Source organism: Halomonas sp. BM-2019 (assembly GCF_017584085.1).
Genome location: NZ_CP071922.1, coordinates 1,393,150 through 1,407,958, shown reverse-complemented (window position 1 = coordinate 1,407,958; position 14,809 = coordinate 1,393,150). Strand labels below are relative to the sequence as shown.

Here is a 14,809-nt window from a genome sequence, read left to right as displayed (position 1 = left end):
GAGGTCGGGCGCGGCGTGCGCCTGCCCGGGGGCCATCCGGAGGGCTATCTCGAGGCCTTCGCCAACCTCTACCAGGCGCTCGCCGACGGCCTGGTCGATGGCTTGGCCGAGGGTGCAGGCCCCGCCTGGCTGCCCGGCATCGCCGATGGCGTCGACGGCATGCGCTTCATCGCCGGGGCGATCGCCTCCAGCCAGTCGGACGGCGCCTGGACGACCCTGCATGACGGCGGCCGCGACTCCGTTCCAGCAGGATAGGGAGGCGCGGCCGTCGTCGTTTCGGAAGTGCTCAGCCCTTCTCGCGAATGCCCTTGCCCGGCAGCCGCTCGCGGTCGTGGGGCCGCTCGAGCTCCAGCAGCGGCCCCCTGGGCACGATGCGGGTCGGGTTGATGGAGTCGTGGCTGTAGTAGTAGTGGCGCTTGATATGGTCGAAGTCCACCGTCTCGGCAACGCCCGGCCACTGGTAGAGTTCGCGCAGGTAGTTCGCGAGGTTGGGGTAGTCCTCGATGCGCCGCAGGTTGCACTTGAAGTGGCCATGGTAGACGGCGTCGAAGCGGATCAGGGTGGTGAACAGGCGGATATCGGCCTCGGTCAGCCACTCCCCGGCCAGGTAGCGGTGCTCGGCGAGACGTGCCTCCATGCGGTCGAGTGCCTCGAAGAGCGCCACCACGTGCTTCTCATACACCTGCTGTTCGGTGGCGAAGCCCGACTTGTAGACCCCGTTGTTGATGTGGTCGTAGACGTCGGCGTTGATGGCGTCGATGGTCTCGCGCAGCTCCGCCGGGTAGAAGTCGAGGCGGTTGCCGGTGAGCTCGTCGAAGGCGTCGTTGAACATGCGCAGCAGCTCGGCGGACTCGTTGTTGACGATGCGCCCGCCCCGCTTGTCCCACAGCGCCGGCACGGTGACGCGTCCGGTGTAGTGCGGGTCGGTGAGGGTGTAGAGCTCGCGGTGGAAGTCAACGCCGTTGACCGGGTCGCCGCTCGAGCCCTCCGACTCCTCGTAGGTCCAGCCCTGGCCGAGCATCAGCGGGCTGACATGCGACAGGCCGATCAGGCCCTCGAGCCCCTTGAGCTTGCGCAGGATCAGGGTGCGGTGTGCCCAGGGACAGGCCAGCGAGACATAGAGGTGGTAGCGCCCCGCCTCCGCCGGCAGCCCCGGCTGGCCGTCGGGCCCCTGTTCGCCGCCGCGGGTCACCCAGTCGCGCAGCTTCGCGGACTCGCGCACGAACTCGCCGCCGTGCTTGTCGGTGTCGTACCACTGGTCGTGCCAGGTGCCGTCGATCAACAGGCCCATGGGCCACCTCCTGCGTCATGATAAGGAACTGGCCCCCAGCCTAATACGAATCCATCGACGCTCAAGCGCATGTTTTGGGCTCATTCGTTCGATGTTATCGAATCCTCGGATCGCGGGCAGGCCGACACCTCGCGCTTGAGGGCCGCCGCCATGGCACAGGTCGCCGGGCCGGCGCGATCCCGATCACGATGGATCAGCTGCACCGGAATCTCGCGAACGCCGCCGGCGGTGAGCGGCAGCGGCTTGAGCCGCCCCGCCGCCAGCGCGCCCTGGATGCGCGTCTCCGGCAGCCAGGCGAAGCCCAGGCCGCGCTCCAGCATGTCGATGGAACTGTTGAGGTGGCTCAGGGTCCAGCGCTGCTCCGCCTTTAGCCAGCCGGAGTCCATGGACTGGCGCTGGGCGGAGTCGCGCACCACCAGTTGGCGGTGCTGCACCAGGTCGCGCAGGTCGAGGGGGCGCTCGAGCCGGTGCAGGGCATGCTCAGGATGGGCCACGGCGATGAAGCGTACGGTAACCAGCGGCTCACCGAGGAAACCCTGGGCCGAGAGACCCGAGACCACCAGGTCGGCACTACCGTCATAGAGCATCTCGATGCCGCCATTGAGCACCGTCTCGTGAAGCTGGATCCGCACATGGGGGTAGGCCTCGGAGAAGGCCTCCAGTGCGCACGCCAGGGCGTCCGGCGGAAAGACCTGGTCCACGGCGAGTACCACCTCCGCCTCCAGCCCCTCGGCCAGCCGGCCGGCCACGTCCTCCAGGGCCGCGGCGCTCTCGATCAGCTGGCGGGCGCGACGCAGCAGCAGCTCGCCGGCCTCGGTCAGCCTCACCTGGCGCCCGACGGGCTCCAGCACCTGGACACCGAGCAGCTCCTCGAGCTTGTGCACCGCATGATTGAGGGTAGAGGGGCTCTTGTGGATCGCCTCGGCGGCACGGGCGAAGCCGCCGTGGTCGACCACCGCGGCCAACATCTTCCACTGAGCCAGGGTGACACGTGACATTTCGACATCCTCGAATGGACCAAGCGAAACTATGCGCTTAAGTTTCGAAAAAACCGTCCTAGAATGCCAGTCATCTGCCCACCACTGCCAGAGGTTCGTGCCATGACAGCCCCCACCCTTCGCCAGGTCGAGCGCCTGCAGCGCAGCCAGCCGAGCCAGGACGGCGACGGCGTCAAGATCCAGCGCATCCACGACTTCGGCGGCGGCCTGGACCCCTTCCTGATGCTCGACGAGCTGGGCTCCGACCGCCCGGATGACTACCTGGGCGGCTTCCCGCCCCATCCCCATCGCGGTATCCAGACCCTGACCTACGTGATCCACGGCGGCCTGACCCACGAGGACCATCTGGGCCACTCGAGCACCATCCGCGCCGGCGACGCCCAGTGGATGCACACCGGCCGCGGCATCATCCACTCCGAGATGCCGCTCACCGACAGCCAGGGCCTGCACGGCTTCCAGCTGTGGCTCAACCTGGCGGCCAGCGAGAAGCTGAGCCCCGCGGACTATCGCGACGTGCGCGGCAGCGAGATGCCGCGGCTCTCCGGCGGCGGTGCCGAGCTGATCGCCCTGGGCGGGCGCTGGGCCCGCAACGACGGTGAGGCCGTGAATGGGCCGCTGGATGCCCTGGCCGGCGACGGCGGCGTGGCCCATTTGCGCCTGGAAGCGGGTGGCGGCATCACCCTGCAGGCGGATGCCGCCACCCTGCTGGCCTATGTGTTCGAGGGCGAGATCGAGGTGGGCGATGGCGCGGTGCCGGCGGGCCACCTGGCCCGGCTCGGCGCCGGTGAGCACCTGGCGCTCGCCAGCACAACGGGCGGCCAGGCACTGCTGCTCTACGGCACGCCCCACCGCGAGCCGATCGCCCACTACGGCCCCTTCGTGATGAACAGCCAGGCGGAACTCGAGCAGGCCCTACGCGACTACCGTGACGGCACCTTCACCGGGTGACCCCTCGTTATCCAGGGCGCCCCCACTTTTTCCGTCGGACGGGGTTGATTTTCGGCCTCGCCCGAGCTTAAATAACATTTAACAACATTTGGTAACAGAATTATCCATCAGGCTCTCCGCTCCTGGATTTCCCGGCGCGGGAAGCCGGCTGTGCGTTTATACAGCCTAGGCAGAACTGGCATCATGGGGTATGGTTCCGGAGCCATTTTATTTTTTTCTCAAGTCACTGGCCCTTACCCATGCTGCGAATCCTCCATTCGCTGCCCCGCACACATAAGCTGTTACTGTTACCAGTCGCCACCATGGTGACGGTGCTGGGCGCACAGAAGATTGTCACGACCTATCAGGATGTCCAGCGCGAACACCAGACGCTCGACACCGTGATCGTTCCCCTCGAGGCCGATGCCCATCCCGGCCTCCCCTCGCTCAGCTTCCAGCGCAGTCCCGTCGGCGACGCCATCGAGAGGGCCAGCCAGGCCCTCGACGCCACCCGGACCCACGTTCCCCTGGCCAAGCTCACCGCCTCCGAAGTGCTGGACCTCGAGCTGATCGAGAGCGCCAGCGCCAGCGCCGCGGCCGATGCCCAGGTGCCGCTGGCCCTGGCGCGCCCGGCCGAGAGCGAAACCGCGGCGCCGTCCGCCGAGCGACTGGACCTCGATCAGGGCGCCATTCACATGGCGGTGGTGGTCGGCACCATCGGCAGCGGCATGCTGGACCATGACGGCAGTCTGGTTGCCGACGCCACCTCCTACGAGGAGATTCCCGACGAGGAGCTGGTGCTCTTCGACGAGGGACCCATCGTCCTGGAGAAGGAGATCGCCGCCACCGAGCCCTTCGTGCCGGAGTGGGAGACCTATACCGTCCAGCGCGGCGACACCTTCGCGGTGATGGCCCAGAACCGCCTGGGCCTGGGCTACCGCGAGGTGCTGCGCCTGCTCGACGAGATGCCCGACCAGAGCGCCCTGACCCGCTGGCGGGCCGGCAACAGCTTCGAATACAAGCTCGACGAGGACGGCAGGCTGCTGGCCCTGCGCATGATGCGCAACGCCCGCACCGGCTTCCTGGTGGAGCGCGACGAGGACGGCTTCGAGGTGGCCAGCATCAAGCGCGCCGGCGAGGCCACCCAGCGGCTGTTCGCCGGTACCGTCAGCGGCAGCTTCGCCCGCTCGGCCCAGGCCACCGGCCTATCCAGCGCCGAGGTCACCCAGCTGACCAGCGTGCTGGGCAAGAAACTCGATTTTCGCCGCGACACCCGTCGCGGCGACCGTTTCCAGGTGCTGGTCGAGTCCGATGTCGTCGACGGCTCCAGCTTCGATCCCCGCGTGCTCGCCGTGAAGTACGAGGGGGAGCGCCTGGACCTGACCCTGGTACGCAACAGCGCCGACAACAACTTCTACACCCCCGATGGCGAGAGCCTCGACCCGGCCTTCGAGCGCCACCCCTTCGAGGGCAACTACCGGATGAGCTCGGCCTTCAACCCGCGGCGCAAGCACCCGGTCACCGGCCGCGTCAGCCCCCATCGCGGTACCGACTGGGCCATGCCCATCGGCACCCCGATCATCGCCCCGGCCGACGGCCGCGTGGAGAAGGTGGCCAATCACCCGGTCGCCGGACGCTACGTCGTCATCCGCCACGACAACGGCTACCAGACCCGCTACCTGCATCTCTCCCGGCCGCTGGTCAGCCGCGGCGATCGGGTCGAGATGGGCGAGCGCATCGCGCTCTCCGGCAACACCGGCCGCAGCACCGGCCCCCACCTGCACTACGAGGTGCTGGTCAACAACAGCCAGGTCAACCCGATGACCGTGGACCTTCCGGAGAACAAGAGCCTCACCGGCGAGAGGCTGATGGCCTTCCAGCGCCAGGCCGAGCCGCTGCTGGCCGCCCTGGAGAGCGGCGAGACCGGCCCGGTGGTGGCCCAGTCCCGTCGCGACGAGAGCGACGACGAGGGCTGACCCCGGCCTGCCCGACGCTCCCGCCTGCGCCCCGCCCCGAGCGGGGCGCGGCGGTTGATGCCCCGCCCCTCGCCTCGCCCCTCGCCACGGAGAGCCCCGGTGTCCTCGCCCCATCTGCGCCGCGCCCAGCCCGCGCCCCCGCCCGAAAGCCGCCTGGGCGCCTTCTTCAGCGTGTTTCGCTACAGCCGTCGGGCGCTGGAGCTGGTGTGGCAGACCTCGCGACCGCTCACGGTGGGCCTGGCGCTCTGCACCCTGGTGGCGGGCGTGCTGCCGGCGGTGGCGGCCTGGATCGGCCAACTGATCGTCGACTCGGTGGTCGAGGCCATGGCCCACCACCGCGAGACCGGCGAGGCCCTGACCCTCGCGAGCGCCTGGCCGGTACTGCGCTTCGTGCTGGCCGAGGCCGGGGTGATCGCCGCCATCGCCATGGCCCAGCGCGGGCTCTCCGCCCAGCAGTCGCTGCTGCGCGCCCTGCTCGGCCAGAAGGTCAACGTGATGATCCTCGAGAAGGCCGGCACCCTGTCGCTCGCCCAGTTCGAGGACTCGGAGTTCTACGACAAGCTGACCCGGGCCCGCCGCGAGGCCTCGATCCGCCCCCTGGGGCTGGTCAACAAGACCTTCGGCCTGGCCCAGAACGGCATCTCGCTGGTCAGCTTCGGCTTCCTGCTGGTGCAGTTCTCCCCCTGGGCGCTGTTGATCCTGGCCGCGGGCGCCCTGCCGGTGTTTCTCTCCGAGGCCAAGTTCTCCGGCGACGCCTTCCGGCTGTTCCGCTGGCGCTCGCCCCAGACCCGCATGCAGATGTACCTGGAGACGGTGCTGGCCCGGGAGGACAGCATCAAGGAGGTCAAGCTGTTCGGGCTGGAGCCGCTGCTGCTGGAGCGCTACCGGCGGATCTTCGACACCCTCTACGGCGAGGATCGCCGGCTGACCATCCGCCGCGAGACCTGGGGCTTCGGCCTCGGCCTGCTCGGCACCCTGGCCTTCTACGGCGCCTACGCCTGGGTGGTGGTGGAGACGGTGAGCGGGCAGCTGACCCTGGGCGAGATGACCATGTACCTGATGGTCTTCAAGCAGGGCCAGGCGGCGCTCTCGGCGAGCCTCACCGCGATCAGCGGCATGTACGAGGACAACCTCTACCTCTCCAACCTCTACGAGTACCTGGAGCAGCCGGTGGCGCCCCAGGCCGGCACCCTGACCGAGGGCGCCCACCCCGGCGACGGCATCCGCTTCGAGAAGGTCGGCTTCACCTACCCCGGCGCCGACACCCCGGCGCTCTCCGGCATCTCGCTGCACCTGCGCCCCGGCGAAAGCCTGGCGCTGGTGGGCGCCAACGGTTCCGGCAAGACCACCCTGATCAAGCTGCTCACCCGTCTCTATGAGCCGGATGAGGGGCGCATCCTGCTCGACGGCAGCGACCTGCGCGAGTGGAAGGTGCAGGCCCTGCGCCGGCGCATCGGGGTGATCTTCCAGGACTTCGTGCGCTACCAGCTCAAGGTGGGCGAGAACCTGGGCGCCGGGGACGTGGCGGCCTTCGAGGATGAGGCACGCTGGCAGGAGGCGGCGCGCCGGGGGCTGGCCGACGACTTCATCGCCACCATGCCCGGCGGCTACCACACCCAGCTGGGGCGCTGGTTCAAGGGCGGCCAGGAGCTCTCCGGCGGCCAGTGGCAGAAGATCGCCCTGTCGCGGGCCTACATGCGCGAGAGCGCCGACATCCTGGTGCTCGATGAGCCCACCGCGGCCATGGACGCCGCCGCCGAGGCGGCGGTGTTCGCCGACTTCCGCGAACACAGCCGGGACAAGATGACCATCCTGATCTCCCACCGCTTCTCCACGGTGCGCGCCGCCGACCAGATATTCGTCATCGACGGCGGCACCATCCTCGAGCAGGGCGACCACGCGAGCCTGATGGCCGCCAACGGCCGCTATGCCAGGCTCTTCCGGCTGCAGGCCAAGGGGTACACCTGACACTCAGCTCAGTTCTTCGGCGGCTTGCTCCTGCGGAGCCTGACCGCCAGGTGGACGAGCGATACGCGAACCTCACCCCTGGGTGTGACCCAGACCGACCCGGTTTCGGCCATCGGCTTTCGCCCCGTAGAGCGCCTCGTCGGCGGCCTTGAGAAGTGTTTCGGGCGATAGCTGTGAAGGATCATCGAACTGGTCGCTGCCAGCGATTCCGAAGCTTGCGGTTGCCCGGACGCGGCTCCGGCCTTGCGAGAGAGGCGTCGCCGCAATCGCTTCACGCAGTCGCTCCGCGATCGCCAGGGCTCCGTTGGCAGGGGTGTTGCGGAGGATGATGGCGAACTCCTCGCCGCCGTAGCGGCAGACGATATCGCTGTCACGGGATAGCCGACCGAGAATTTCCGCAATGCGCTGGATCACCAGGTCGCCGAAGGGGTGTCCATGCCTATCGTTGATCGACTTGAAGTGATCGATATCAAGCATGATCAGAGAAACGGGGCTACCCTGGCGCGCCATATGCGATAGCTCGGCCGCCAACCGATTGTCGAGATAACCGCGATTCCAGAGGCCGGTCAAGACGTCGATCTGCGCCTTGGTGGTCAGTAGATCCTGGTAGCGCTTCGTGCGCAGGGCAGATCTGACCCGAGCCTTGAGCTCGATGGCATCGAAGGGCTTGGTCACATAATCCACGGCCCCCAGCTCGAAGGCCTGGACCTTCGTTTCCACATCGATCGTGCCGGTCAGAAAGATGACCGGTAAATCGGATAGCATCGGGTCTTCCAGAAGCTGTCGACAGAGTGTCATGCCATCGACTCCCGGCATCTCGAGGTCGAGCAGTATCAGGTCGGGGCGATGCTGCAGGGCAAGCCCGAGGCCTTCTTCGGCGTTGTGAGCATGCAGCAGCCTGACGCCTTCCGAGCGGAGCCGGGCACTGACGAGCTGGTGAATATCAGCCGAATCGTCGACGACCAGCACAGACTGCGGCACTCCTTCATTCATGGGAGGGCGCTCCCTGCCGGCCAGGACGAACACGAGCGCAGGTGGCTGCCAGGCGCTGAACCGCGTCGAACACCTCACTGACCCGGTTCGCGTGTCGTGCGGCGCTTTCCAGTGCCTGGGCATCACGGCTCACGGGCATGAAGCCATAACCGCCCGCGGCGCCCTTGATCTGATGCGCGAGGCGTCCGATGCGCTCCAGATCACCGTCGTCCATGGCCAGGCGAATCTCCTGGACCTGCAACGCTAGCCGCCCGACATAACCGGCGACGAGTGTCTCCATGTCCGGGTCGTCGGCAAAGCTGCTGTAGAGCGGGTCGGCGTTCTCCCCCGACTCGCCGCTGCCCGGCAGCCTCTCGGTCGTGATGGGGTTCGGGCCAGCGACCCGGTCGCGTTTCAGATAGGATTCCACAGCAGCCAGCAACACGGGACGATCGATCGGCTTGCTGAGGTAATCGTCGCAGCCAGCCAGGAGACAGCGCTCGCGCTCACCCGGCATGGCGTGTGCGGTCAGGGCAATGACCGGCCCCGCATACCCCTTGGCCCGGAGCTTGGCGGTGGCGCCATAGCCATCCAGCCTGGGCATCTGCATGTCCATGAGAATCACGTCGAAGGGCGCCTCGGCCTCGTGGGACGCCAGGGCCTGCGTGACCGCAGACTGGCCATTGTCGGCGATCTCGACCTCGAGGCCCTGGCGGCGCAGAATCGTCGAGAGCAGCAGCTGATTGTCGAGACCGTCCTCTGCCAGCAGAATGCGACCGCACAGCTGCCGGGTGTCACCAGGGGGCCCCGTCTCGACGTCGAGTGTGCTGCTCGACTCGTCATACTCAGCGACCCTCTCCGCCCGTGCGTCGATCGGCTGATGCAGCCTCAGGGTAAAGGTACTCCCCTCGGCCGGTGTACTGCTCACCCGGACCTCGCCTCCCAACGCCTCGGCCAGCGACCGACAGATAGCGAGACCCAGGCCAGTCCCCCCATAGAGTCGAGTGGTAGAGGCATTCGCCTGGGAGAATGGCTGGAAGAGCCCTTCGATCTCGGCGCGGCTCAGGCCGATGCCGGTATCGCTGACCGCCAGCTCCACGCATGACGCCTCCGTGCCCGCATCAAGGCAGCGCGCCGTCAGCTTGACCCCACCCGCTTGGGTAAACTTGATCGCATTGCCGAGCAGGTTGAGCAGGATCTGCCGCACCCGCATGGGGTCGCTCTCGATTCGCGCCGGTATGGGCGTCTCGTAGGCGACGTCGAACGTCAGGCCCTTCTCGTAGGCACGGACCCGCATCACGGAGGCGACTTCATGCAACACCTGGGACAACGAGACATCCACCGACTCGACATTGAGCTGGTTGGCATTGATCTTGGAAATATCGAGCACATCGTTGATCAGGGCGAGCAGATGCTCCCCGTTGCGACGGACGGCCTGTACATAGTTGAGCCGATCGCTTTCACTCAGCGAGGGCGCCAGCAACAGGTCCGTGAAGCCCAGCACGGCGGTCAAGGGGGTCCGGATCTCGTGACTCATGTTGGCAAGGAAATCGCTTTTGACGCGCGCGGTTTCCTCCGCGCTCTCACGCGCACGCCGCAATTCCCGCTCCAGCGCCTTGGTTTCGGTGATGTCATGGAACACCACGACGGCACCGATCTGCCGGTCATCCTCGCCCCACAGGGGCCTGCCGCTCGCTGAAATATGGCGATCGCCCGCCCGTTCGGGGAGCCGGATCACCAGTTCGGCCCGATCCACCGGTTCGCCTCGCAGCGATCGGCTAAGGGGCAACTCCTCCGATGGGTAAGGCGTCTTTCCATCCGCCTGGAAGAGGCCGTATGCCTCGCTCCAGGAGCCAGGCCCCTCGTCCACCGGTCCTTGCCCCAGCAGATTCCGGGCGGCCGTGTTGAAGATCAGGAAACGGCCCGTCATGTCGGCCACGATGACGCCCTCGACCATCGACTCCAGCACGGTGCGGAGCACCGCTTGCTCCCGAAGCGCCTCGAAGCTGTCTGGTGTCGAACCATCGCGTTGGAAGAGCGTCCGCAGCTCGGCCTCGAGCATCACAATATCGTCCTGCAATCCTGCGAGCGTCCCTGTGGCTGCCCCTTCCTCAAGCGGTGCTTCATGCAGCCAGCGCTGAATGCGTCGCCGTAGATCGACAATCCTGGCATCCGGTGTCATCACCACCTCCGCTCTCGGTGCGAAGCGTTCGAGACGCTCAATCTACCAGTGGCCATCCTGCCATCCGGGATGCCGTCGTTGCCACTCCCCCGCCATTGCCGGTGGCCGTGACAAGGCGACCGTTCCAACGCCAGGCGCTTGACGCGGCAGTGCAGCCGGACCGCCAGGCGCTGTCGAGCATGCTCCTGGCCCTTCACGCAGGCTCCTAGAACGCCGGCGGGCGATCCAGGGCGCGCAGCAGCGCCTCGTCGCGCGCGTAGATATCGGGGCGGAAGGCAAGCTGGCCATCCTCGTCGGGGTGCACCGTCCAGTAGTGCAGGATCACCGGCATGCGTCGCGCCAGCGACACATTGCGGGTCTGGCCGCTGGCGATCAAGGCGCGCACATCGTGACCGCTGCCGGTGTCGTCGTAGAGGAGCTGGGCCAACTCCAGCACCCCCTGCACGCGGATACAGCCGGAGCTGAAGGCGCGCTGCTCCCGGGCGAAGAGACCCTGGGCCGGGGTGTCGTGCAGGTAGACCAGGTGGTCGTTGGGGAAGCGGATGGCGATCTGGCCGAGGGCATTCTGGGGTCCTGGCGCCTGGCGCAGCATGATGTTGCCGGGGTTGTCCCAGTTCACTTCCCAGGGGTCGAGGGGCCGGCCGGAGGGGCTCAGCACCTGGATCCGCTCGCGCCACAGGTAGCCGAGGTCGCGACGCACCTGAGGCAGCACGTCCTCGCGCAGGATGGTGGGCGGGATGGTCCAGGTGGGGTTGAGGGTCATGTGGGTGATCTCGGAGCGCAGCGACGGGGTGCGCCGGTAGGGGCGCCCCACCACGATCCGCGAGCGCCAGATCTCGCCATTGGGGCGGAAATAGCTGAGCCGGTAGCCGGCGATGTCCACCAGCACGAAGGCCTCCGGCAGCCCGTGCAGCAGCCAGCGGGCCCGCTCCAGGTTGAGGCGGATCTGGTCGATGCGCGTCTCCACCGGCACGTTCAGCGCCGCCCGGGTCTGGGGACCGACGATGCCGTCCACCTCCAGCAGGTGGCGGCGCTGGAAGCGCCTCACCGCCGCTTCCAGGGTGGCATCGTAGCGCCGCGGGTCGGGTGTTTCGAGGTCGGCGCCGGGAAAGGCCCGGGGGTCGGCGGCCATCACCTCCAGTTCGCCCTCCATGGCCAGTCGGCTGCGCAGCAGCCCCACGGCGTCATGCACTTCCCCCGGGCGCAGCACCCGGGGCTCGTCGGGCAGCGGTGACCAGCCCCCCAGGCGCTCGATGCGGCGATAGCGGGCCAGGCCGCTGCGCAGCCGCTCGTAGGGGGCATAGGCCGGGCGCGCCGCGGCGAAGGCCTGCTCGAAGCGCTGGGCATCCACGGCACGGGAGATCGACGCGAGATCGAGATCCGGCGGCATCACCGGGATCTCCCACTGGGGGTCCACCACGCGCGGATCCAGGCGCCCCCGCTGCAGGTGGCCGAGTGCGGTGAGCAGCAGCGCGGAGGCCTCCACATCGAGGCGCGCCCGGGCCTCCACCCCGGCGCCGGCCTCGTCGAGCCGGCGATGCTCTGCCACCAGCCGCTCGGGCCGATAGTCCCGGGGATCCAGGCCGTCGCCCTCGAGGGTCTGCAGCGCCTCGGCGAAGGCCGCCACCTGCTGGCGCTCGGCCCAGGCGGGGCGATACGCCCGGGCCGCATAGAAGTCACGCAGGGCGGCGTCCTCTGCAGCGACCAGGCGGGCGATCTCCGCGACCAGCGGTTCGGCCTTTGCCGCACGCGGCTCCTCGGCCCGTGCCGGCCCCGACAGCATCAGCGCCAATGCCAGGAGAATGGCGAGCGTTACCGGCATGTTCGCCCCCCTTTGATCGTTGAAGTCTAAATTGGCTTTCCCTGTCCCTCTTACCATAATAGCCCCTGACGCGGGGCCGCAGGGAAGCTGGCCCCGCACGCCTTTGCCGGCCGGTGCCAGCAACGCCGAGAGCCCCGGCCCTTTCACTCATCAAGGTGCCGTCTCCCATGCCCCGCTCCCCGCTTCCGCTTCCCCTGCTCGCCGGCGCCGCGCTGCTGGCCGCCGCTCCGGTACAGGCCGGTAACTTCCTCGCCCAGGCGCTCTCCCCCGTGGCACTGCACGGCCAGGCCCTGGAACAGCAGCTGACCCGCCTGGCCCCCGGGGCCGACCCTCGGGTGCTGTCGCTGGCCGCCGATGCCCTGGCCTGCGCCGACCCCGACGCCGAGCGCCTGGCGGTGATCGACTACTCGCTGCCCTCCACCGAGTCGCGGCTGTGGGTCTTCGACCTGAGCCGCGACCGGCTGCTCTTCGAGGAGCTGGTCTCCCACGGCCGCGGCTCGGGCGACGCCATGGCCACCACCTTCTCCAATGTTCCGGAGAGCTACCAGTCGAGCCTGGGGCTGTTCCGCACCCTGAACAGCTACTACGGTCGCAACGGCTATTCGCTGCGGCTGGAGGGGTTGGAGAGCGGCATCAACGACCTGGCCTACCAGCGCGCCATCGTGATGCACGGCGCCGACTACGTGAGCGAGAGCTTCATCGAGCAGACCGGGCGCCTCGGCCGCAGCCACGGCTGCCCGGCGGTCAGCCGCGAGGTGACCTATCCGCTGATCGACAGCCTAAAGGAGGAGCAGTACTTGTTCGTCTACTACCCGGACCCGGAGTGGCTCGCGGGTTCCGCCTTCCTGGCCTGTGACCGCGACGACTACCAGCTCGCCATGCGCTGAGGGTGTTACCGCCGACGCGGCGGCAGGCACCAGGATCGGGCACCCCCGTGCCGCATTGCACCATCGGAATGCCCATGAACTTTCTCGGCTGAGGGCCGCCTGGCATAGGCGGCCCTCGCTTTCGTATCAACCCAATGAAAAAAAAAGAAAAACCTGGAAGTGGCAAACCATTTGCTTATCACAGATCAAGACTTGGTGGGCGTGGACCAGGCTCCGTGGAGCACGAGTGCGTCGAACCTGACCTTCAACGTCGAAGGACTCGTTTGCTAACGCGACTGACTGCTCCGCGAGGATACGCCATGGACATTCTCAACAAGGCCAACAGGATCCGCCTGCTGGACTTCACCACTCCCCAGATGCGTGCGTTCCACTTCTCCTGGTTCGCCTTCCACATCTGCTTCTTCGGCTGGTTCGGCATCGCGCCGCTGATGGCAGTGGTCCGCGAGGACCTCAGCCTGACCCAGACCCAGATCGGCAACACCATCATCGCCTCGGTGCTGATCACCGTGATCGTGCGCCTGGCGATCGGCGTGCTGTGTGACAAGATCGGGCCGCGCAAGACCTACTCGGGCCTGCTGCTGCTGGGCTCGATCCCGGTGATGGGCATCGGCTTCGCCAACAGCTTCGAGACCTTCCTGCTGGCCCGTCTGGCCATCGGCGCCATCGGCGCGGCCTTCGTGATCACCCAGTACCACACCACCATGATGTTCGCCCCCAACGTGGTGGGCACCGCCAACGCCACCAGCGCCGGCTGGGGCAACCTGGGCGGCGGCACCACCCAGATCCTGATGCCGCTGATCTTCTCCGGCCTGCTGATGCTCGGCGTCAGCGAGACCCTGGGCTGGCGCCTGGCCATGGTGGTGCCCGGCGTGGTGATGTTCCTCACCGGCATCGGCTACTGGCTGTTCACCCAGGACGCCCCCAACGGCAACTTCGATGAACTGCGCGCCCGGGGCGAACTGCCCGAGGCCTCCGGCGAGAACGGCGCCGGCAAGAGCTTCATGGCCGCCGCCAAGGACATCCGCGTCTGGGCGCTGTTCGTGGTCTATGCCATCTGCTTCGGTGTCGAGCTGACCATCAACAACATCGCCGCCATCTACTTCTTCGACCACTTCGACCTGACGCTGGCCACCGCGGGCCTGATCGCCGGCCTGTTCGGCCTGATGAACGTCTTCGCCCGCACCATGGGCGGCATCTTCTCCGACCTGTTCGCCAGGAATGGCGGCCTCAAGGGCCGGGTGCGCTGGCTGTTCATCGCCCTGGTCTGCGAGGGCATCGCCCTGGTGGCCTTCTCGCAGATGCACGTGCTCTCCTATGCCATCGGCATCATGTTGGTCTTCAGCCTCTTCGTGCAGATGGCGGAAGGGGCGACCTATGGCGTGGTGCCCTTCATCAACAAGAAGGCGCTGGGCGCCGTGGCCGGCATCGTCGGCGCCGGTGGCAACGTGGGCGCGGTGGCCGCGGCCTTCCTGTTCCGCTCGGAGGCGATCACCTACCAGCAAGGGCTCTTCTACCTGGGGCTGACCGTGCTGGTGCTGGCCTCCTGCGCCCTGCTGGTGCGCTTCTCCGACGAGACCGAAGCCGAGGAGGCCAAGGCCTACCGGGACGCCGTGGGCGAGGAGACCGGCGCCGGCGCGCTGTCGCTGCGCTGACCCTCCCGGGCAAGCCCTGCCACGGTGCCAACGGCCGCCGCCCCTTCCGGGCGGCGGCCTTGCGTTGGCCCCGCGGGCAACGGCCTGGCACCGAGATGGCTTGTTGAACATGAGGGACCGGGAAGCCTCCCGCC

General features: G+C 67.7%; 10 protein-coding genes and 1 pseudogene. 6 read left to right on the top strand and 5 right to left on the bottom strand.

Annotation, left to right across the window (positions count from 1 at the left end):
- Positions 1 to 255, top strand: a pseudogene (locus J5F18_RS07085) (hypothetical protein); the annotation flags it as partial.
- Positions 256 to 286: 31 nt separating this feature from the next.
- Here the strand turns inward: J5F18_RS07085 and J5F18_RS07080 are convergent.
- The gene (locus tag J5F18_RS07080) at positions 287 to 1,291 is read right to left on the bottom strand and encodes a glutathione S-transferase family protein (RefSeq protein WP_346301573.1); all 1,005 of its coding nucleotides are present in this window, start codon (positions 1,289 to 1,291) and stop codon (positions 287 to 289) included.
- Positions 1,292 to 1,371: 80 nt separating this feature from the next.
- Positions 1,372 to 2,289, bottom strand: coding sequence for a LysR family transcriptional regulator (locus J5F18_RS07075; RefSeq protein ID WP_346301572.1), 918 nt, complete (start codon positions 2,287 to 2,289; stop codon positions 1,372 to 1,374).
- Between the two features lie 102 nt (positions 2,290 to 2,391).
- Here J5F18_RS07075 and J5F18_RS07070 point away from each other — a divergent pair, with 102 nt between their 5' ends.
- The 3 genes from J5F18_RS07070 to J5F18_RS07060 all read left to right on the top strand — a co-directional run bounded on the left by J5F18_RS07070 (position 2,392) and on the right by J5F18_RS07060 (position 7,160).
- Entirely contained in the window at positions 2,392 to 3,237 is an 846-nt protein-coding gene (locus tag J5F18_RS07070) for a pirin family protein (RefSeq protein ID WP_346301571.1), read from the top strand.
- A gap of 239 nt (positions 3,238 to 3,476) precedes the next feature.
- Positions 3,477 to 5,192 (top strand): peptidoglycan DD-metalloendopeptidase family protein, encoded by a 1,716-nt coding sequence (locus J5F18_RS07065; protein WP_346301570.1) that lies wholly within the window; start codon positions 3,477 to 3,479, stop codon positions 5,190 to 5,192.
- Between the two features lie 114 nt (positions 5,193 to 5,306).
- Complete coding sequence (locus J5F18_RS07060; RefSeq protein ID WP_346302193.1) at positions 5,307 to 7,160, top strand: ABC transporter ATP-binding protein; 1,854 nt, start codon at positions 5,307 to 5,309, stop codon at positions 7,158 to 7,160.
- A 72-nt stretch (positions 7,161 to 7,232) separates the two neighbouring features.
- Here the strand turns inward: J5F18_RS07060 and J5F18_RS07055 are convergent, their stop codons facing one another.
- The 3 genes from J5F18_RS07055 to J5F18_RS07045 form a co-directional block, all read right to left on the bottom strand.
- Positions 7,233 to 8,153 (bottom strand): diguanylate cyclase, encoded by a 921-nt coding sequence (locus J5F18_RS07055; RefSeq protein ID WP_346301569.1) that lies wholly within the window; start codon positions 8,151 to 8,153, stop codon positions 7,233 to 7,235.
- Entirely contained in the window at positions 8,146 to 10,314 is a 2,169-nt protein-coding gene (locus J5F18_RS07050) for an ATP-binding protein (protein ID WP_346301568.1), read from the bottom strand. Before J5F18_RS07050 ends, J5F18_RS07055 begins: the two co-directional genes overlap by 8 nt.
- 205 nt (positions 10,315 to 10,519) lie before the next feature.
- Entirely contained in the window at positions 10,520 to 12,136 is a 1,617-nt protein-coding gene (locus J5F18_RS07045; RefSeq protein WP_346301567.1) for a L,D-transpeptidase family protein, read from the bottom strand.
- A 167-nt stretch (positions 12,137 to 12,303) separates the two neighbouring features.
- Between J5F18_RS07045 and J5F18_RS07040 the strand changes: the two genes are divergently transcribed.
- Both J5F18_RS07040 and J5F18_RS07035 read left to right on the top strand, forming a co-directional pair.
- Positions 12,304 to 13,023, top strand: coding sequence for a murein L,D-transpeptidase catalytic domain family protein (locus J5F18_RS07040; RefSeq protein WP_346301566.1), 720 nt, complete (start codon positions 12,304 to 12,306; stop codon positions 13,021 to 13,023).
- 299 nt (positions 13,024 to 13,322) lie between these two features.
- Complete coding sequence (locus J5F18_RS07035) at positions 13,323 to 14,675, top strand: MFS transporter (protein WP_346301565.1); 1,353 nt, start codon at positions 13,323 to 13,325, stop codon at positions 14,673 to 14,675.
- The last annotated feature ends 134 nt before the right edge of the window (positions 14,676 to 14,809 follow it).